This is a genomic window from Psychrobacillus sp. NPDC058041 (assembly GCF_042885655.1).
In the GTDB taxonomy this organism is placed as follows: domain Bacteria; phylum Bacillota; class Bacilli; order Bacillales_A; family Planococcaceae; genus Psychrobacillus.
On the sequence record NZ_JBHVRO010000009.1, the window covers coordinates 80,883 to 100,172 of the forward strand.

The 19,290-nt window shown below is 35.1% G+C and carries 20 protein-coding genes and 1 riboswitch; of the genes, 3 read left to right on the forward strand and 17 right to left on the reverse strand.

Annotation, left to right across the window (positions count from 1 at the left end):
* Positions 1-132: 132 nt before the first annotated feature.
* From ACFVR1_RS14540 to ACFVR1_RS14555, 4 genes are all read right to left on the reverse strand, one after another.
* Positions 133-1,836, reverse strand: a complete 1,704-nt coding sequence (locus ACFVR1_RS14540; protein ID WP_387585028.1) for a methyl-accepting chemotaxis protein — start codon at positions 1,834-1,836, stop codon at positions 133-135.
* Positions 1,837-2,063: 227 nt separating this feature from the next.
* Positions 2,064-2,687, reverse strand: a complete 624-nt coding sequence (locus ACFVR1_RS14545) for an NUDIX hydrolase (protein ID WP_387585029.1) — start codon at positions 2,685-2,687, stop codon at positions 2,064-2,066.
* Between the two features lie 91 nt (positions 2,688-2,778).
* Entirely contained in the window at positions 2,779-3,420 is a 642-nt protein-coding gene (locus tag ACFVR1_RS14550) for a FusB/FusC family EF-G-binding protein (protein WP_387585136.1), read from the reverse strand.
* 658 nt (positions 3,421-4,078) lie between these two features.
* The gene (locus ACFVR1_RS14555; RefSeq protein WP_387585030.1) at positions 4,079-4,342 is read right to left on the reverse strand and encodes a CD3324 family protein; all 264 of its coding nucleotides are present in this window, start codon (positions 4,340-4,342) and stop codon (positions 4,079-4,081) included.
* 295 nt (positions 4,343-4,637) lie between these two features.
* Between ACFVR1_RS14555 and ACFVR1_RS14560 the strand changes: the two genes are divergently transcribed.
* Positions 4,638-5,792: a polysaccharide deacetylase family protein gene (locus ACFVR1_RS14560; protein WP_387585031.1), complete on the forward strand. Its 1,155-nt coding sequence runs from the start codon at positions 4,638-4,640 to the stop codon at positions 5,790-5,792.
* 159 nt (positions 5,793-5,951) lie between these two features.
* Here the strand turns inward: ACFVR1_RS14560 and ACFVR1_RS14565 are convergent, their stop codons facing one another.
* Positions 5,952-6,200 carry a DUF3006 domain-containing protein gene (locus ACFVR1_RS14565; protein WP_387585032.1) on the reverse strand — a complete coding sequence of 83 codons (249 nt, stop codon included), beginning with the start codon at positions 6,198-6,200 and terminating at the stop codon, positions 5,952-5,954.
* Positions 6,187-7,401 carry an MBL fold metallo-hydrolase gene (locus ACFVR1_RS14570; RefSeq protein ID WP_387585033.1) on the reverse strand — a complete coding sequence of 405 codons (1,215 nt, stop codon included), beginning with the start codon at positions 7,399-7,401 and terminating at the stop codon, positions 6,187-6,189. Before ACFVR1_RS14570 ends, ACFVR1_RS14565 begins: the two co-directional genes overlap by 14 nt.
* A gap of 113 nt (positions 7,402-7,514) precedes the next feature.
* A riboswitch (PreQ1 riboswitch) is annotated at positions 7,515-7,559 on the forward strand.
* Between the two features lie 7 nt (positions 7,560-7,566).
* Between ACFVR1_RS14570 and ACFVR1_RS14575 the strand changes: the two genes are divergently transcribed.
* Entirely contained in the window at positions 7,567-8,049 is a 483-nt protein-coding gene (locus ACFVR1_RS14575) for a QueT transporter family protein (RefSeq protein WP_387585035.1), read from the forward strand.
* Positions 8,050-8,094: 45 nt separating this feature from the next.
* Here ACFVR1_RS14575 and ACFVR1_RS14580 read toward each other — a convergent pair whose 3' ends face one another.
* From ACFVR1_RS14580 to ACFVR1_RS14595, 4 genes are all read right to left on the reverse strand, one after another.
* On the reverse strand, positions 8,095-8,988 hold the full coding sequence (locus ACFVR1_RS14580) for a glycine betaine ABC transporter substrate-binding protein (protein ID WP_387585036.1): 894 nt from the start codon (positions 8,986-8,988) through the stop codon (positions 8,095-8,097).
* Between the two features lie 7 nt (positions 8,989-8,995).
* Complete coding sequence (locus tag ACFVR1_RS14585) at positions 8,996-9,640, reverse strand: ABC transporter permease (protein WP_387585037.1); 645 nt, start codon at positions 9,638-9,640, stop codon at positions 8,996-8,998.
* Positions 9,641-10,603, reverse strand: coding sequence for an ABC transporter ATP-binding protein (locus ACFVR1_RS14590; protein WP_387585038.1), 963 nt, complete (start codon positions 10,601-10,603; stop codon positions 9,641-9,643).
* 291 nt (positions 10,604-10,894) lie between these two features.
* Positions 10,895-11,872 carry a ring-cleaving dioxygenase gene (locus ACFVR1_RS14595; protein ID WP_387585039.1) on the reverse strand — a complete coding sequence of 326 codons (978 nt, stop codon included), beginning with the start codon at positions 11,870-11,872 and terminating at the stop codon, positions 10,895-10,897.
* Between the two features lie 316 nt (positions 11,873-12,188).
* Between ACFVR1_RS14595 and ACFVR1_RS14600 the strand changes: the two genes are divergently transcribed.
* On the forward strand, positions 12,189-13,631 hold the full coding sequence (locus ACFVR1_RS14600; RefSeq protein WP_387585041.1) for a phospholipase D family protein: 1,443 nt from the start codon (positions 12,189-12,191) through the stop codon (positions 13,629-13,631).
* 84 nt (positions 13,632-13,715) lie between these two features.
* Here ACFVR1_RS14600 and ACFVR1_RS14605 read toward each other — a convergent pair whose 3' ends face one another.
* The 7 genes from ACFVR1_RS14605 to ACFVR1_RS14635 all read right to left on the reverse strand — a co-directional run bounded on the left by ACFVR1_RS14605 (position 13,716) and on the right by ACFVR1_RS14635 (position 19,253).
* On the reverse strand, positions 13,716-13,871 hold the full coding sequence (locus ACFVR1_RS14605; protein WP_387585042.1) for a DUF1540 domain-containing protein: 156 nt from the start codon (positions 13,869-13,871) through the stop codon (positions 13,716-13,718).
* A gap of 143 nt (positions 13,872-14,014) precedes the next feature.
* Positions 14,015-14,482, reverse strand: coding sequence for an NUDIX hydrolase (locus ACFVR1_RS14610; protein WP_387585043.1), 468 nt, complete (start codon positions 14,480-14,482; stop codon positions 14,015-14,017).
* Between the two features lie 33 nt (positions 14,483-14,515).
* A complete protein-coding gene (locus ACFVR1_RS14615; protein WP_387585044.1) occupies positions 14,516-14,971 on the reverse strand; it encodes a hypothetical protein in 456 nt (151 codons plus the stop codon).
* 25 nt (positions 14,972-14,996) lie between these two features.
* On the reverse strand, positions 14,997-15,467 hold the full coding sequence (locus ACFVR1_RS14620) for a YbaK/EbsC family protein (RefSeq protein WP_387585045.1): 471 nt from the start codon (positions 15,465-15,467) through the stop codon (positions 14,997-14,999).
* A 334-nt stretch (positions 15,468-15,801) separates the two neighbouring features.
* On the reverse strand, positions 15,802-17,022 hold the full coding sequence (locus tag ACFVR1_RS14625; protein ID WP_387585046.1) for an amidohydrolase: 1,221 nt from the start codon (positions 17,020-17,022) through the stop codon (positions 15,802-15,804).
* A 67-nt stretch (positions 17,023-17,089) separates the two neighbouring features.
* Positions 17,090-18,655 (reverse strand): glutathione ABC transporter substrate-binding protein, encoded by a 1,566-nt coding sequence (locus ACFVR1_RS14630; protein WP_387585047.1) that lies wholly within the window; start codon positions 18,653-18,655, stop codon positions 17,090-17,092.
* A gap of 271 nt (positions 18,656-18,926) precedes the next feature.
* Positions 18,927-19,253, reverse strand: coding sequence for a YnfA family protein (locus ACFVR1_RS14635; RefSeq protein WP_387585049.1), 327 nt, complete (start codon positions 19,251-19,253; stop codon positions 18,927-18,929).
* Positions 19,254-19,290: the final 37 nt, after the last annotated feature.

Here is a 19,290-nt window from a genome sequence, read left to right on the forward strand (position 1 = left end):
TTACCAACTTTCTATTTCGAAAGTTGGTTTTTTTTTAGTTAGAGATAATATCTCAATGGTAGAAATAGCAAGAATACCACAAAAAACACCCATTCTCTCGCTATTATTTAGCGAAAGATATGGGTGTGTTTCTTACACTTTAAATTTAGAGATTAGTGTTTGCATCTCTTCTGCCATCTTCGATAAAGCATTGGACGACGCTGTTATTTCTTCCATTGATGCAAGTTGTTCTTCAGTAGCCGAAGATACTTCTTCAGTACCTGCCACAGTAGCGGACGCTACTTCATAAACTATACTCACGGAGCCTAATACTTGTTCTGTACTTGCTGCCATTTGTTGAATAGCAGAAGAAACCTCGTGCATATCATTCGTAAGTTCCTGAACAGATTTTTCAATTTGTCCAAATGAAATACCTGCATTATTAACAGTCAGAATCCCTTGCTCAACTTCCTCAGTTGCCTTGTCCATTGAGTTGACTGCAAGTTGCGTTTCTTCCTGAATTGCTGTTATAAGATCCGAAATTTTATTAGCTGAATTTGATGATAACTCCGCTAGCTTTCTTACTTCATCTGCTACAACTGCAAATCCTCGTCCTTCTTCTCCCGCTCTTGCAGCTTCAATCGCTGCATTTAAAGCAAGTAAATTCGTTTGAGCAGAAATATCTGTAATCACTCCAATGATTGAACCAATCTCGTTGGATCGGCTTCCAAGATTTACGATTAATTCACCCAATCCTTTAACAGTATTACTGATTGAATTAATTTGTTTAATTGCATTCTCTATTGTTACATTTCCTTCACGTGCACTTTCAGAAGTTTCATCTGCTATTTCCGTAACATGTTGGACGGTTTTCGCAATTTGATTAACACCAGAAGACATTTCAGTCATAGAAGTGTTTGTTTCTGTAACACTAGTCATTTGTTTATCTGAACCGATAACTAATTCCTGTGCAATGTTTGCAATATGTTCTGTCGCTTTGTTCGTCATTTCTGCACCAGCTGTCAATTCTTCAGAAGAAGCTGCCACTTGTTGAGACGTTTGAGATACATGGCTTATTAAATCTTGTAATCCAGTAAGCATTGAGTTGAAAGAGGTAGATAGAACCCCAATCTCATCTCTCGATTTGTATTCGCCACGAATCGTAAAATCACCATTTTCAGCTTTATGCATAAGCTTTTGCATGGATGTAATTGGTTTTGTGATTAATCGAGAAATATATATTCCTATACCTAATGCGATGATAATAGCTAAGATTGCTAATGAAATCATTATCATCTTTGCTTGTTGCTGGGCTTCTTTATTTGTATCATTTAATTTATCCGCAATATCAATATTGTAATCACTGAGTTCTTTCGTTTTATCCGAAATTACTTTTCTCACTTCTACTACTTTCGCCACATAATAATCATACGCTTCTTTTTTCTTTCCTGTATTTGTTAAATTAATGACATTAGCTAGTTCTTTTTCATATACGCTATAGTTATATATTAATGGTTCGTATTTCTCTTCTTCGAAACTATCGAGACCTTTCTCAGCGTATTCAGCAAAAGTTTGTTTGTTAAGGTTTAAGACATCTTCCATTTTCTTTTTTAAATCGGTTTTTGTATCCGCATCGTCCGTGATCATCAATTCCAGTGCATAAGAATCCAATGTACGATTATAGTTACGTATTAATATAAGATCCTTAATAGGTATTAGCCGTTTTTGGTACATGTCCTCACTATTATTAGCCATTGTGTTCATATAACTAAATCCTGCAGCACTAACCGCTGCTAGAAAGACTATATTAGCGATAATGAGTATTAAGAGCTTCAAGCCAATCTTCATATTTCTCATTTCATTTTCCCCCTATTTTTTAGTACTTAATTGATTTAAATACTCTTTCTTGATCTAATCTCATACAATAATGTGACATTATATATGCATAATTTTATTTATTAATACATTATTACTATCATGTCATTCCATAATAACTATTCCTTTTGAACTAATCAACATAAATTTATCGAATAAAGTAATTATTTGTAGGATTATGCAGAATAGAAAGTTAAATAGAAAAACTATTACCCAAGGAATCCAGAGATTCCATGGATAATAGCTTCATAATACGATTTTTCATGTGGTACAAAATTATTCCTTGTGACCATTTTTGTTACAGAAGTTCTATTTTCTAATGGTGTTAAAGCGAATCCTTCTATTTGTATTTCTTCTAATTCTCCTAGCCAAAGCGACTTAAATTGCTTAAACTCCACTCGAACTATTCCAGATACCTCTTCTTCCTGTAGGGCAAAATCATCAAAACTTAAAGAGTATTCATACACGAAAACATTTGCTAGCTCTTTATCAATAAGATTTCCAGTTTTGACAGAGTAATCTATTATTCCAAGAGAAATCAATTCCTCAAAAGAAACGCTTATGCCAAGCTCCTCTTCCACTTCTCTAATCCCGTCACGTACTGTCTCATTAGCAAGTAAATGCCCAGCAGCCGTGATATCCAGCAAACCTGGATAATCTTTTTTCGAGTCACTTCTAATTTGCAAATAGATGTAATCTTTTTGCTTATCTTTACCAATAAACCAACAATGAAAAGTTTCATGCCAATATCCTAACCTATGTACTTCCTCTCGTGTAGCTATACCTATCTCCTTTCTATCCTCATCAAATATTTTAAGCATTTCATTCTCCATGGAAATTCCTCCCTCGAATATTACAGGTGCCTCGCACCAAAACAAACGTGAATGTTTAAACATTCACGTTTGTTTTGGTTTTGAGTACAATTTAACTTCCAACTATTAGGCTAACAAATTCATCAAGTTTATCTAATGAAATTAGATTTTGATTGCATTTTTGACTATCTTGACAAATGTAATTACCCCTACTTATAAAAGCATCCTGCGTTGCACCTTTTGTGGTAGAAGTAAACATCCCAATCTCCTCATGACGATTACATAGTGCACAAATACCTTTCTTGCTGGAATTATGGAAGCCTCCAGAAATTCCAACTAACTTACTGTTATGTTCCAAGATAAGAAATTTTTTGTTAGAACCTTTGTCGAGCCATCCTAAATAACTCATCTCTTTAAAGTCCATTTCTTCTAATGAAGGTATTTTTAACTTCTTTGCTTTCGGGAATATTTTTTTAATCGTTTGTGCTTTTATTTCTTTAAAAGGTACTACAAATTGTTTTATTTGCTCTAAAAACACTTCTGCTTCTACTTTTTCTTTTACTTCCACAATAGTTTGGAGTAAGTCCTTTTGTTCTTCATTCAGGTCTTCAAAAATGGCCATAACTTTTTCTAAGGCAAGCGATTTTAGTGCATTTATTACACCTGGATCATTAACTGTCAGATGTCCATTAATCAATATTTGCGTTTGATTTTTAATAAAGTTATATTGATCACTTCTAATGAAAGGATTCATAATCATCTCTCCTATTCACATTTTTTAACAAAATCTTTTCTCATCCATTGTAGCGGATAAGAGTTTTTTTATAAACGGAAAAGATGATTATGAATTGTTTTCGACATAAGAAAAACCTACCAAAAAGACGCATGGTTCTTTTAAGAAGAGGAACTTTGAAATGGTTGATTTCCGCTACGGCGATCATTTTTCGCGGATGGCTTCATTCTCTTGGTCCTGCGCTCCACTCAACTAGAATTTATGAGACGATTTATAATTGCTTAGTAATATAGATGACGTTTAAATTGTATGAACATTAGTTAGGGAACTACATTTTATCCTCTTAGCAATAGCTGTTCATCTTGTTAGGTACTACTCATTTAATGGATTGTAGTGAAAGGTGGCGACTCCAGTCGGAGGCCAACAGGATGTTGGTCACGAAGGCGTTGCCACACGATGTGGCGCTCTTAGCCTTTGTTCCTCTGGGAGACAGATGATCCATCACAACGAACTCGAAGCGGCGCCCCCGCGGAACGCGTCCACCTGAAACGGAAATCCGCGGTATTATTTAATTCTTTAAAGTACTATGTACACTGGTTTCACAAGACGATAATCCATATACGTTCTTATTCTGTAAAAAAAAACTGATAACCATATTAAATGGATATCAGTTCAAATTCTACTTTGTATAGATAATCTTTTTAACAGTTTCTACTGATAGAAAATGTTCCTTAGCAAGCTGATTCATGGAAGTACCATTCTTATAGGCTTTCTTAAGCAATACATTTCTATCGTCAATACGTTTTCTTTCTCCAGAAAGAGCTCCCCACTGTTTATAACTTTCTCCTAGTTTTGGAATATAAATAGTTTCACCTTGAATATACTTCTGAATCTCCAAGATAAGTTCTTTAGGTAAAACAGAATTTGCTTTAACATATGTCATTTTGCTCGCTCCTTATTTTTTCTAAACTTGAAATAAGGTGCAAAGCCAACATTATGAAATGGCGATTATTATTGAATCAAAAAGCTTCCCACACAAAGAATCGCCTTTCTAATAGGCTTTGCATGAGACGTTGCACTCTCTGGCAATTTACATCTATTTGCCATTAAAAACACCTCCTTTTGTAATATTCTTCGAACAACCGAAGTTCATTCTATTCAAATATATATTTTAATATAAGTATACGATGAATACAAAATACATATAATACTAGGGTGAGAATCTAATAAAAATACGGGTGGTTAGTGTCATTAAAAATATTTTAATAATTTTAGTAGCTATTTTTCTTTCTTTTATTCATTGTACAGCCACTGGCCAAGCTTCAACCTCTGCAACTTATCACGTAGGACTCAGCGATAAAATACTAGATTTTAGTGACATTAAATTTATTGATGAAGATACGAAAGTTCCGCTTGAAGAAATTGCTGCATATTTAGACATTCCAATTGAACAAGAAAAAGGCATTACTTATATACGAAAAAACGGGATAGAAATAATTTTTAATGAAAACTCAAAAATAATCTCTAAAAATGGAGCACCACTTGATTGGTACCCGATTGTTAAAATAAATGGGAAGCTGTTCATAAGTGTTAACTTTATTGCAACAGAAATGGGTTATAAAGTACATGACTTTCAAAAACAGAAAACACAACGAATATATAGAGATGACTATGGACATATGTCTCATGAGAATTATGAAGTTTTTTTAAATCAATTTTTAAACAAACAGACATCAACTTTACCAACAAAAACAGAAGTAAAATCGAAAGCTAATATTTACTTAACGTTCGACGATGGTCCAAATAGATATACAGGGATAAACAACTCCATATTAAAAAAATATAACGTCCATGCAACTTTCTTTTTTGTAGGAAATTATATGAAAAAGAACAAACCCATTATCGATGCTGTTGTAAAAGATGGGCACTATATTGGAACACATAGCATGACACATGACAAAGAGAAAGTTTACAAGTCGTCCAAATCCTTCATAGATGAAATGAATGAAGGAGCAAAACTTATCAAACAAATGACTGGTAATGAAGCCAAACTCGTTCGTGTTCCATATGGCAGCAAACCAGATCTTACGGTAACAATGCAATCAGAACTTATAAAAAAAGGCTACAAACTATGGGATTGGGACGTCGATTCAAGAGACTGGAAATACACCGACAAAGAAGCCGATCAAATAGTCAAAAACGTAAAAGCAGGAATAGAAAAATCATACAAATCAGGAGATCGAGACATCATTGTGCTTCTTCACGATCGAAGCCAAACAACAAAAGCCTTACCACAAATAATTGAATGGTTACAAAAAGAGGGTTATACACTCAAAACATACGAACCCGAGCATCACATCGTCAAAAACTTCCTACACGACACATCCCTCTAACAATGTATGACAAAATTATTACAGGTGCCAGGCACTAAAACTAACATGAATAACATAAATAACGCGAATAACACAATAAACGTGACTAACATGAATTTTGTAACATTCATGTTAGTCGCGTTTGTTTTGATAACAGTGAATTTTATAATTGAAAAACTTCTATTTTTTGTTGTTCTTTAATTGTTCTAATAAGGATTGAACTTTATCTCTTTGTTTAGTCGTTTCGTTTTCTAGTAGTTCTATTTTATACGTTTCATTCAAGATCGAGATAGATACAATATCTCCTTCATTAAGGAGTTCATGTATCTCAGTACAAGGTACAAGTAAGCTTTCTGTTTCAGTTGGATACTTTAAGAATACCGCAAAGTCACCTTCGAATCGATCTAGTGTGTATTTATTCGACTTCACTTACGATCTCCCCTTTGTCGTTTATTAATTTCGCTGCATCTCCGTCATTTCTCCAAATTTGTCCCTTCGTCCATTTAACATATCCATTACCTTCTTTAGCATTCGGACCGCTCGTAATAAAAATAGTTTTCCCCGAAGCTAGATTGATATTTGGAAACTTGAATACTTGATTGCCAATTACAGATACTAGTTGCCACTCATTCAAATTCACTGTAGTATTACCTGTGTTCGTAATACCTATAATCTCTTCACGCAAGTCTTTGCTTGAAATAACTACTCCAGATTTAAGTGTAGTTGAAGTTGTTTCAATTTCTTTCGTTCGTTCCACAGATGAAACAAAATAATCCACACCATCTGTCTTAATGACAATATTCCCTACCTCTGCAGTGGCATAAACTTGTGATTTAACATTTTTCAGACGAGTCACCACTTCTGCATTTGGATGTCCGTAGGAGTTATCTTTTCCATAACTCAATATCGTAACTTTTGGTTTAACAGAACGAATAAATGCATCTGAGCTACTCGTGTTTGACCCATGATGGCCTGCTTTCAAAACGGTAGACCTCAAGTCAAACTCTTTTAACATGCTGCTTTCCACGTTAATATCTGCATCTCCTGTTAATAAAAATGAAACCTCTCCATACTGCACCTTCAATACGATAGATGCTTCATTATTATCTTTGGAATCCTCACCTGCATTTAAAACAGTTATTTTAATTTTGGAATCTAAAGGGATTGTGTCCCCTCTACTCGGCACTATATAGGGTATTTTTTTATCTAAAATAAGTTGTAGCATTTTCTCATATGTCTGAGAAGTATGTACTTTCCCTGAATCCACGAAGTTATTAATCGAAATAGAATTTAATACTGGAATAAGTCCACCAATATGATCCGCATCTGGATGAGTCGCCACAACATAGTCCAACTTCTCTACTCCTTGCTCACGTAAATAAGCAACAACTTCTTTACCAGCTTCCTTCTTCCCTGAGTCAATAAGCATACTTCTACCTTCCGGTGATTGTATAAAAATAGAATCCCCTTGACCTACATCGATAAAATGGACACTCATTTCCTTTCCTATATTCACCTTATTTACTGGGCTAGCCTTTGTAGTTTCTAAATTTTGCGTTTGTGTTTCCATCGTACATCCAACCATCATAAAGATCATGCATGCACTAATAAATAATAAAATATATTTCATGTAAAACCTTCCTTTTAAAGACTGACCCCCATTTTAACATAGTAGTTTACAAAGCTAAAAGTTTTTTTGACAAATCGACTACTAGTGTCATATAATTATCAATTGGCATTACAAATAACGTGGTTCGAGAACCTCCCACGGAAAAAAACTAAGGAGAAATGAATAATGAAAACAAAAACTCTTGCAACTAGCGGGATTATCGCTGCACTGTATATTGCAGTCTCGTTACTGGTGGCGCCAATAGCATTTGGTGCGATACAATATAGGATTTCCGAAATGTTCAACCACCTAATCGTGTTCAACAAAAAGTATTTCTTCGGAATTGTACTAGGAGTATTTATCACTAATATTTTTTCTACCATGGCCGCATATGACCTTATTTTTGGAGTAGCACATTCAGTCATTTCGTTAGGAATTTCGATTTTTGCATCTAAATTCATTAAAGGTCATATTCCACACATGATATTTAATACAGTGATATTTACGTTTATGACGTTTATCATCGCATTTGAACTACAACTTGCCTTTCAACTACCATTCTTCTATACATGGCTAACTGTTGCATTCGGTGAATTCGTTGTACTAGTAGTCGGTATCCCAGTGATGACTGCTTTAAATAAACGCTTAAATTTTAAAGCTCTACTTTAATCAATAAGCACCGGATTCTATTTATATTAGAATCCGGTGCTTTTTTTATTTCTTTAATAATCCTTTATCAACTAAAAAGTCATGTGCAACATCTTCTGGTTTATCTCCATCAATATCTACGCGGGCATTCATTTTTAACATATCTTCTTCTGTTATTTTTCCTGCAAGTTCATTCAATACATTTTCAAGCTTTGGGAACTTTTTTAGTGCTTCTAATCGAACGACAGGGGCAGCGTCATACTTTGGAAAAAATCCTAGATCATCCTCAGTTGTTTGTAACTCAAAACGTTCAATTCTACCGTCTGTTGTAAATGCAGGTATAACATCTACATCTCCGTTCTTTAATGCTTCATACATTACATTTGGATCGAGACTTTCCGTTTTTGTGAATGTAAAAGGATACGAGTTAATAAAATCATCAAAACCATCTCCTTGACGTTCATAAAATGCATGCGGGGCGCCGAAGACCATATTTCCTGTTCTAGAGATTTCAACTAAGTCAGAATATGTTTTTGCATCGTAGTTTTTACCTTTCGTATAAGCTAATGTATACGTATTTTCAAAACCTAGTGGACTAAGCCAAGTCGCATCAAACTTATCTTCGTATCCTTTTTTCACTCGCTGTAATACTCTTTCCGAACTTTCTCCAACCTCTGAATTCTCTTTTAGAACGTCCTTTAATCCGGTTCCTGTATACTCGACATACAAGTCTATATCACCTTTTTTGAGAGCGGGGGTCATGATAGCCACTTCCCCTAGCCCCTCTTTATATTTCACCTTATAGTCTGTCTTCGCTTCAATATATTGCCCTAAAACTTGTGGTAGTATATATTGTTCAGTCCAAGGCTTTCCACTTATAACAAGTGCATCATTCGAGCTAGAACATGCCCCTAATAAAACAGTTGTTGCAATCCCAATCGCTAAAAACGTCTTTTTCATTTCTCAATCATCCTCCAGTATTTAATCCTTTTGGTGTGGACTTTTTCTCTATTAATTTCAATGCAAAATCAAATAAAACAGCCAATAAAGCAACAGGTAATGCTCCTGCTAAAACGAGTGAGTTATTATAAGACTGCAAACCACGGTAAATAACATCACCTAAGCCCCCTGCCCCAACAAATGTCGCCAGCGTAGCAATCCCAACAGTTAAAACAGTGGCTGTTCGTATGCCAGCCATTATAAAAGGCAAAGCAAGAGGAAACTCAATTTGCCATAGTAATTGGCTTTTTGTCATTCCCATTCCTTGCCCTGCTTCAATTATCGATCCATCTATACTAATAATCCCAGTGTATGTATTGCGTAAAATTGGTAAAAGTGCGTAAATAATCAATGCAATTAATGCTGTTTTTGTGCCAATCCCGATTAACGGCACTAAAAAACCGAATAACGCTAAACTAGGAATTGTTTGAAAAATAGCCGAAATTCCTATCACTGGCTCGGCGAACTTTCGATACCTTGCAACAAAAATACCTAAGGGAAGTGAAATGGCTATACCTATAGCAAGAGCGATAAATGACAGGAAAATATGTTGAATAAATGCTTCTTGAATCAAATCGGATCTATTTTGAATTGTTTCGATAAATTTCTGCACTTAAACCACCTCTTCTTTTTCAAGCATTGCGCGTAAGAGGACAGATTGGTTCACATATCCTAACTTTTCATTGGTCTTTTTTACAAGTAAACAATTTTCACGACCTTCTTCTAATAAAGCAATTGCTTCTTCTAACAGTAGACTTGCATCCACTTCTATACACGGGCTTTGTTTTTCTTGTTCAAAGAAATAGATAAATTCCTGTATTTCACGTTTCCCAACTGATCGTTTGCGATTAATACGTTCTATTCCTATAAAATTTTTTACGAAATCATTAATTGGATTTTCTATTAATTCAGTTGGGGTTCCTATTTGTTCTATTCTTCCACTTTTCATAACTATGATTGTATCTGCTATTTTTAATGCTTCATCCATATCATGCGTGACAAAAACAATTGTTTTCTTTATCTTTTCCTGTAATTTTTTTGTTTCAACTTGTAATTGTTCCCGACTAATTGGATCAAGTGCACTAAATGGTTCATCCATTAAAACTATATTAGGATTTCCAGCTAAAGCTCTCACCACTCCAATACGTTGCTGTTGTCCTCCACTTAGCTCAAGTGGATATTTACCTAAAAACTGCTTCGGTTCAAGCCCAACCATCCACATAAGTTCACGAATTCGTTCAGAGGTTTTTTCTTTTGACCATCCCTTTAATTTTGGTACAAGGGATGCATTTTTTTCAATCGTCATATGCGGAAATAAACCTATTCGTTGAATGACATAACCTATTGTTTTTCGAAGTTCCACTGGATTTAGGGAAGATACTGCTTTACCATCCACGTACACTTCTCCAGAGGTTGGAATTTCTAAACGATTAATCATCTTCAATAAAGTAGTTTTCCCACAACCACTTGGGCCAATAATTACTATTATTTGTTCGGCTGGAATTGTTAAAGAAACATCTTTCAATGTCTCTGTTCCATCGTTAAATACTTTGGAGATCTTATCAAAACGAATCAACTAAAATTTCCTCCTCACTTTAGTGTATTCACCTATTAATCCTTATACCCTAAATAGTTATATTGAATCTTCTGTGAAGAAAGAAAAAACTAGATTCTAATTAATATAAATATTGATAAACTTTTATGCGTTATTCCCTGTCATTTCTACAACTTTTTCATACTATTAAAGTATAGACATATGAAGTAAAGTGATTTTGAAGAAATACTAATTAGAATAATCCACCCATTTATTCACATTTTATAAAAGAACAAGCCCACTTCCTTTAGCAGAAATGGGCTTGTTTATTATTTATTCTTTCACAAATTCGATTGTGCTTCTTACTGTATCGATCGGGCGAACTAGACTTTCAATTTGTGTACGTTTTGGTTCTAAAAATGGAGGTAATGATAGCTTTTCTCCCAATGTTTCATATGGTTCATCTCCCATAAAACCTGGGCCATCTGTTGCAAATTCAAACAATAGCCCTGGAGCCACTCTTGCATATAATGACTCAAAGAAATGGCGATCCACATAACCAGAAGTTTTGAATCCGAAGCTCTCCATACGTTTCGTCCACTCGTCTAAAACAGCTCGGTCTTCCACGCGAAATGCTGCATGGTGAACAGTTCCGAAACCTTGTCGACCAGGAGGAAGAATGACATTCTTCTCTACGATTACTTGTGCACCATTTCCACCTTCACCTACCTCAAACAAATGGAAAGAACCTTCTTGCGCTATCTCTTTAAATAACAGAACCTTTTCCATTACTTCTTTTAAATAATCAAACTCTGCTATTCGGATATGGATAGGACCTAGACCAGTAATCGCATACTCTAAGGGAATCGGTCCTTTTTGCCATGGTGTTCCCGTTGCAACTCCCTTATTATTTTCATCTGAAATTAATTGATATTGTTGGTCGTCAAAATCGACAAATGAAAGTACCTTTGTTCCAAATTGTTCTTGAATACCATCGTGTTTGACTTCCAGTCGATCAAAACGTTTCAACCAATAATCTAATGCTGCATCACTTGGAACGCGGAAAGCTGTTTTATAAATTTCATTCGTTCCATGTGTACCTTTTGTAATGCCTGGGAAGTCGAAGAACGTCATATCTGTACCTGCTCCACCTATATCATCTGCAAAAAATAAATGATAGGTCTGGATATCATCTTGGTTCACTGTTTTCTTTACTAAACGCATACCTAAAATATATGTGAAAAATTTATAATTCTCTTCTGCACTACTTGTTATCGCTGTTACATGGTGCATACCTTTTAACTGATTCATAAATTATTCCTCCTATTTACCTTTAATTCAAATATCTTTAATTCGAAATAATATTACCATGAATAAAAAATATAGTCAATGGAACAAAAACTGTCCCAATCGCATATTAGCCATTGGGACAGTTTCGCTTAATATTATATTACACATCTATTTCTGTTCGTATACGATGATCTTTCGCTTTTTCGGCAACCTAGCTTATTATCTCTTAGACACAACAAACTTCCCCGTAATTGTTGCTCGGCCATATGTTTTGTTTGCAATTGATAAAGTCAGGGAATAGCAATAATAAACAAGTTTTTTCTAGGGGGAACTACATATGGCTACAAAAAATCCTAAACCATGGAGTAATCTAAAGCGCATTACTATGGGTTCCATTGGGGTATTTGCACTTATCTATATAGCAGTAATATTATGGAACACATATAAGCCTCTTCCAAATGGCGTAGCATTTGCTGGGGAAATACATAAAACAGATAAAGTAGATTTTATTACCGATTTAACATATGCACAGGATAGAAAAGGAACAGGTATGGTTCATGAAAATCATATTTTTGATGAAGTATATAATATGATTGATAAAGCCAATGAATTTGTCGTGGTCGATTTTTTCTTGTTTGATGGTTACTATGACGGAGATAAAAAATTTCCAAACATTGCAGATACGCTTTCTATAGCATTAGCAAAGAAAAAGAAATTGAACCCTTATATGCCGATAATATTTATAACTGATCCAATAAACCGTGGATATGGGTCATATGAAAATAAATGGTTTAAGAAAATGCGGGAAGCTGGAGTAGAAATAGTATATACCGATCTAGATCCATTGCGTGATTCGACGCCTATTTATTCAGGTATATACCGAATGATTTTTCAGTGGTTTGATTTGGGAGGAAAAGGTTGGATTGATAATGCGATGGCAAGTGATGCACCGAAAATGACCATCGCTTCCTACTTAGCTCTACTCAATGTGAAAGCAAACCATCGAAAAGCAGTAGTAACGGAAAAGGAAGCGCTAGTTACATCTTCCAATCCTCATGATTCAAGCGGATACCATGGAAATATTGCTTTGAAAGTAACAGGCTCGATATTGAATGATATTCTAAAATCCGAAGAAGCAGTTTCTTTATTTTCTGGAGGTCCGAAGCTTCCTCGTGTGGAGGCTAATAAAGAGAGAGGACAATACGAGATTCAATACTTAACGGAGAAAAAAATCTTAGATGCATTGCTTGGTGATTTGGCAGTGACAAAAAAAGGAGATAAAATTTGGCTTGGTATGTTCTTTGTAGCGGAGCCAGATGTAGTTAACGCACTAAGTGATGCGGCAAACCGTGGTGTAGAGGTAAATCTCATTCTTGATCCAAATAAAAACTCATTTGGGCAAGAAAAATCAGGCATTCCAAATAGACCCGTTGTTCAGAAGATGGTGGAGGATACGAAAGGAAAGATTCATATTCGATGGTACAATACCGTTATCGGCCAGTATCATACGAAAGCTATATGGATTCAAACCGCGAATCATACAATTATCTCAAATGGCTCGGCAAATTATACAGAACGGACATTAGATAATTATAATTTAGAAAATAATCTACATGTTATTGCACCAAACAATAGTAAACTTGTTGTTGAAATGGAGAAATATTTTGAACGACTTTGGAACAATGGAGACGCGATGTACACTTTGGATTTGGACAAGTTCCAAGATAGCTCTAAATGGTGGCAACGCTGGATTTATGCGCTCAGCAATTTTTTAAAGTAACTACTTATTAATAATGTATTCCTCTAAAAAAGCTCATGAACTAAAGTCCATGAGCTTACACAATGAGGTGTTAGTGTTAGCAACTTAAGATTCCGGTTCAAATGTTTTACAATCTGTTTCTTCACTATTAGAAGCTTGTTTACCTTTGCTACTTACTACATAAATTGCTTCTGCGCTACATTTATTTCCAGAGCCCCAAAACGTACAATTATTGACTTCACAAAGAATGACTTGAGCCATTGTATCACACCTCCTCTTTTGTAGGATGTACAAATCAAAGGTGATTAATACCAGTTCATTTAAATGCTCGCCATTCCGTTTTTTTGAGAGATTGATCGATTGTTACAAGAGATCGATCGATTCTCTAATTAATCTCTCACTATCTATAAAATATGTTCTATAAACAAAGGCAAGTTTGTAATTTTCTCTTTCAAAAAAAGTGGATATACATTGATATCCCGTAATTCTTCTAAACGTTTCCAGTAATACGTATGTACTTTCCCATTTCCATTTATAACGAATTCATCGCCATTTGCCAGGATTTCATTGTCTTTCAGCTCTAATAAATAAAAAAAGCATATTTCATGGAAACGTTCATTCAAATTAGCTTCTTCGAAAAAGTTTTCATTTATCCATAGCATGCGCTTTATATTCACGTCTATATTAAGTTCTTCATTTAGTTCTCGTTTTATCGCATCTTCACTTTTTTCATGCAACATGACCCGACCACCTGGTACATAATAGTAGGGCTGATTTTCATCTTGCATAATGAGCAACTTTCCTTCATGAATTAGCAATCCTGCTACGCGATAATTAAATCTTCCTGTAGGTGTTTTAAAAGTTATGTCCATATAAATCTCCTTTGTCCGTGTAAAATCCTTAGATTACGGAGTATATTTTTCTGAAATTTTTATAATCACATTGTTTTTTATAGTTAAATAAAATGGAGTTTTATATACTTGTATACGTTTAGCAAGCCCTTGGATATCTACTTTCAAGGGTTCTTGAAGATTGGCTCCATTCACAACATCGATTTGTACGTCATCCGCTACCTTTAAACTTGCTGTTTGTTCCGACTCATTGTAAACCTGAAATCCGCTTGGAAAATCTGATTCCGGGTCTAATCCTACTTCTTTTATTCTCTCTGTATCCAAATGACTAATCCATTCTACTTCATCAAACGTTAAGCTCTTTGTTTCTTCATCAAAACTATTTATATATACTAATATTTCTTTCGATGGAGTTTCTTCCACATTTGTTTCGTTACTACAGGCACTAATTAAAGCTATTAAACATAAAAAGGACTTCAATAAGAAAGAATTAGAAACATTATTATTCATACATCTTATCAACCTTTCTTTATGCTCATTCCCACCCTTTGCAAACGTCTACCCATTCTTCACCATTAGCATATGTATATAACTCCCCGCAGGTAAGTTCAATTGCACTATTACTGCTGCCACACGCAGGAAAAACTGTTTCAAATCGTTTCAGTGACTCATCTACGTAAACCAATACATTTTCGGGAATGCCAAATGGACAAACCCCTCCAACAGCATGTCCTACTTGTTCTATTACTTCCTCAGGAGATAGCATCTTAGCTTTCACTCCAAATGTCGCCTTGAATTTTGCATTATCAATTTTTGTATCCCCTGCAGCAACTACTAAAATACAACTTTCATCTTTTTTAAAGGAAAGTGTTTTCGCAATGCGCTCAGGCTCTACATTTAAAGCTTGGGCAGCAAGTTCTACTGTTGCACTTGATTCATCAAACTCCTTTATCTTATATGCTATTCCAAATTCCTCAAAATAATCTCGAACTTTTTCAATTGCCATTTTTTTCACCTCATAATCATTAGAATGAATTTTTAGACTAATGCATCTATTATACACCTTTATACAAAGAAAAGCGCAAGCGCCTATGTCTGCCCCGACAGGCAAATGGGGAAGGTGTAGGTCTGCAAAGTTCGCTACATCCTGTGGCAATGCAGACATGACCCGCGTCGTGCGTGCCTAGGAGGCAGCGCTCCAGCCACCACAGCTTTTTCACATTTGACCCAGAGGGGCAAGGCGCTGAAGTCTGGACAGTTCCTATGTAAAAGAGCATATACTTTCTTATTCCGAAAAAAAAAGAACCAGAGCAACTTCTCTGATTCCTAAATGTTGATTATCAGCGTATTTCACCTGATACTAATTTCCCTTTATAAAAGACAGCTTGACGCTTTGAGCATCTTGCAATGACTTCAGCTGAACAGCTCGCATCAATTAGTAGCATGTTTGCTTCGTCCCCTACTTTTGGCCAAAGTTGGTTTCCTTCTTTATCTAATGAAGTTGTCCCGCCAGTAATAAACTTTAAAGCTTGGGATAACGCAACTTCATCTGTCCATCTGAAATGATCCAATAAACTTCCTGCTCTTTCAAGTAGATCTCCACTTCCAGTTGGCCACCAAGAATCGTAAATATTATCACTTCCTACCTCTACTTGAACACCACATTCATCTAGTAACTTAATTGGCATTATTCTTTTGTTTGGAATACTAGTCACGATAGAAATACCAGCATCTTTTAATATACCTGCCATTTCATAGGCTTCTTCTGTAGACACATCAGCAAGTCCAAAAGCATGGCTAACCGCTACTCTTCCTTCCCAACCTGCTTGTTTAGTTAAAAAAGCTAGTCGTTTCATTGTAAAAGTTCCTAGGTGACCTGGATCATGTAAATGTAAATCAATATCTGCATTTCCCTCAACTGCTATATCCATTAATTCTACCAAAGATGCTTCAATATTATTATCTACAGTAGCTGGATCTACTGCTCCAACAATTCCAGCTCCATTTCTAACGGCTTCTCTTAGTAGTTGAGGAGTACCTGCACGCAACAACCCATGCTGGGCAAAGGCAACTATTTCAGAACTCACTTTATCTGAGTATGTTTCTAGTGCATTTTGCACACCTTCTAAATTCTGCAATTTCACCTCTGGATAAATATCTACATGTGTCCTAACATGCGTAGATCCGTAAGATAATAATACTTTAAGTAAAGCTTCCGCACGTTCCTGTGTACTAGAAGGCATTGAAGCTAAAATATTTTTTTCAATAGTACTACGCTCAATTACACTGGAAGCCGGGGTACATGCTCTCCATTTCTCTCCCATGTATGTCTTATCTAAATGAACATGCTTTTCGACAAAGGATGGTAAAAGCAATAATCCTTTAGCATCTGTCACAGGTAAATCATCTGAAATAACTTCTTTTACATGGACGATCTTTGCGATTTTCCCATCAGTTAACAAAAGATTGTACAAGTCTGTTTGAGTACCAACAACTATATCATTTTCTATTTTGTAGCCTGTTTCTAAGCGCACATTCTTTAACCAATAACTATTTTGCATTTCTAATCACCTTTTCTTTACAAGATTAAAGGGGATATCCACATGAATAGCCCATTAATCAAGAATTTTATTTAATTGAAACGTCGTTAACTTCTAAATACCCTGAAGGGCTAATTGAAAAACCTTCTACATTTTTTGTAGTAGCTGCTAAATTTTCAATTACACGTATAGGAATATATAAAGCATCACCCATTTCTATTTGTTGTGCTTTTACGTATAATTCAATTCGCTTTTCTTGATCTTTTTCAGTACGTGCCGCATCTAGAAGAGCATCCACCTCTTTGTTACTATAGAAGCTAGAGTTACCCGCCGATCCCATAGAATTCGTATGGAAAAGATTATATTGATTATAATCAGCATCACCAGTTGCATTTCTCCAGCTAATGATAAACATCTCGGCATTCCCAGAGTATACTTTCTCAACAAAAGTTCCATACTCTAAAACCTCAATATTAAGTTTAATACCAATCCCTTTTAACTGAGATTGAAGTACTTCTGCTACATTAATTCTTTCTCTATTATCCATTGTTGTCAGTGTTAATTCAAAACCATTTGGATAACCTGCCTCAGCAAGTAGTTTCTTAGCTTCATTAAGATTATAATCATACGTTTTCAGATCAGGATCATACCCAAAAACTTTCGATCCTAACAATGAATTTGCTTCTGAACCAACGTTATTATATACCCCTTTAAGAATTGAATCCATTTCAACAGCATGCGCAATCGCTTTTCGAACTCGAACGTCACTTAATTTTTCGTTTTTAACATTAAAACCAATATATTCTGTCCCATATCCTTCACTACGGTAAACTTTCGTATTTTGCGAAGCTTCAACTGTATCCATCATTGGTACAGAAAGAGGCTCAGCAATTTGAGCTTCACCAGTTTCAATCATCGATATTCTTGTTGTTTCTTCTGGAACTACTTTGAATACTACCTTAGCAACTTTTGCTTTAGTTCCCCAATAGTTTTCATTTTTCTTAAGAACAATTTCTTGACCTGGAGTCCAAGATTCAAACACAAAAGGACCTGTTCCATTAGGTTCCTTGATTTGTTCTTTACCATATTTTTCGATTGATTTAGGACTAATTATGCCTCCCTCATGACTTGCAAGAATTGAAAGTAAAGGTGAATATGGTTCCGATAAAATAAATTGGACAGTATACTCATCGATTACTTTCACTTCTTTTACCATTTTAAAAAGTGCCGCTTTAGGTGAACCAACATTCGGATCTAACATACGATCAAATGTCTTTTTTACAGCATCTGCATTGAATGGAGTACCATCATGGAATTTTACACCTTGTCTAAGTTTGAACTCCCATGTTGTATCGTCTGGTTGCTTCCATTCAGTTGCTAATAATGGTTGAATATCAGCATTTTTATCACGTCCTACTAACCCTTCATAAACTTTCCCGTGTGTGACGCTTGCTGCATTAATTGTGGACATAAACTGCTGATCTAGACTTTCAGCATCTGACAATCGGGCAATAACCAAAGTGTCATTATTCTTGGATGCCGTACTTTTATCACTTTCATTTGAACTTTTTTTCTCACCTGTAGAACAACCTGTAACAATTAATATAGTTAGCAAAACAAAAAACCATTTTGCAACTTCTTTTTTAAATTTCATTCTCTCTACCTCCAACTTTAGTAAACCTAAAATGGTATGTCTAATTATAAAAAATATTCAGATTATAAATTTTAAAATTATTTACCTCATTTTTCATTATTTTTTCTTCTTTTCAATTATACTGTCTACATTTCTAAAAGTTGGCGGCAATAATTCATTTATATATCCTTTTCTCAGCCTACACAAATAAAAAATGGAAGTCCGAATACCTAAAAAGGTACCTGGACTCCCGAATTTATCTTTTATTTACTTATGAAATGCCCTTATCTTACTAATTTCTAGGAGCAAACAACATTACGGAAACCCCAACGATACATATCAGAGCTCCTATCCAATCATAAATATCGGGCACTTTTTTATCAACTCCCCATCCCCAAAGGACAGACAATACGATAAATACACCACCATAGGCAGCATATACTCTACCAAATGAAGGAAACATTTGAAAAGTAGCGATAATACCGTAAAGAGCTAATGCTATTCCTCCTAATAATCCTAAATAAGAAGACCTACCTTCTCTTAACCAAAGCCATATGAGGTATCCTCCTCCTATTTCAGCTAATCCAGCTAGCATAAATAGTGCAATTACTTTAATCAAAATATAATCACTCCTCTAAATTGCTTTTCACATACAA

Coding starts and splice junctions, on each gene's coding strand:
- ACFVR1_RS14620 (WP_387585045.1), bottom strand. CDS start 15,467: ATGGCAATTGAAAAAGTTCGAGATTATTTTGAGGAATTTGGAATAGCA.
- ACFVR1_RS14625 (WP_387585046.1), bottom strand. CDS start 17,022: ATGCAAAATAGTTATTGGTTAAAGAATGTGCGCTTAGAAACAGGCTAC.
- ACFVR1_RS14540 (WP_387585028.1), bottom strand. CDS start 1,836: ATGAGAAATATGAAGATTGGCTTGAAGCTCTTAATACTCATTATCGCT.
- ACFVR1_RS14595 (WP_387585039.1), bottom strand. CDS start 11,872: ATGAATCAGTTAAAAGGTATGCACCATGTAACAGCGATAACAAGTAGT.
- ACFVR1_RS14550 (WP_387585136.1), bottom strand. CDS start 3,420: ATGAATCCTTTCATTAGAAGTGATCAATATAACTTTATTAAAAATCAA.
- ACFVR1_RS14610 (WP_387585043.1), bottom strand. CDS start 14,482: ATGGACATAACTTTTAAAACACCTACAGGAAGATTTAATTATCGCGTA.
- ACFVR1_RS14615 (WP_387585044.1), bottom strand. CDS start 14,971: ATGAATAATAATGTTTCTAATTCTTTCTTATTGAAGTCCTTTTTATGT.
- ACFVR1_RS14580 (WP_387585036.1), bottom strand. CDS start 8,988: ATGAAAAAGACGTTTTTAGCGATTGGGATTGCAACAACTGTTTTATTA.
- ACFVR1_RS14575 (WP_387585035.1), top strand. CDS start 7,567: ATGAAAACAAAAACTCTTGCAACTAGCGGGATTATCGCTGCACTGTAT.
- ACFVR1_RS14555 (WP_387585030.1), bottom strand. CDS start 4,342: ATGACATATGTTAAAGCAAATTCTGTTTTACCTAAAGAACTTATCTTG.
- ACFVR1_RS14545 (WP_387585029.1), bottom strand. CDS start 2,687: ATGGAGAATGAAATGCTTAAAATATTTGATGAGGATAGAAAGGAGATA.
- ACFVR1_RS14630 (WP_387585047.1), bottom strand. CDS start 18,655: ATGAAATTTAAAAAAGAAGTTGCAAAATGGTTTTTTGTTTTGCTAACT.
- ACFVR1_RS14570 (WP_387585033.1), bottom strand. CDS start 7,401: ATGAAATATATTTTATTATTTATTAGTGCATGCATGATCTTTATGATG.
- ACFVR1_RS14605 (WP_387585042.1), bottom strand. CDS start 13,871: ATGGCTCAAGTCATTCTTTGTGAAGTCAATAATTGTACGTTTTGGGGC.
- ACFVR1_RS14600 (WP_387585041.1), top strand. CDS start 12,189: ATGGCTACAAAAAATCCTAAACCATGGAGTAATCTAAAGCGCATTACT.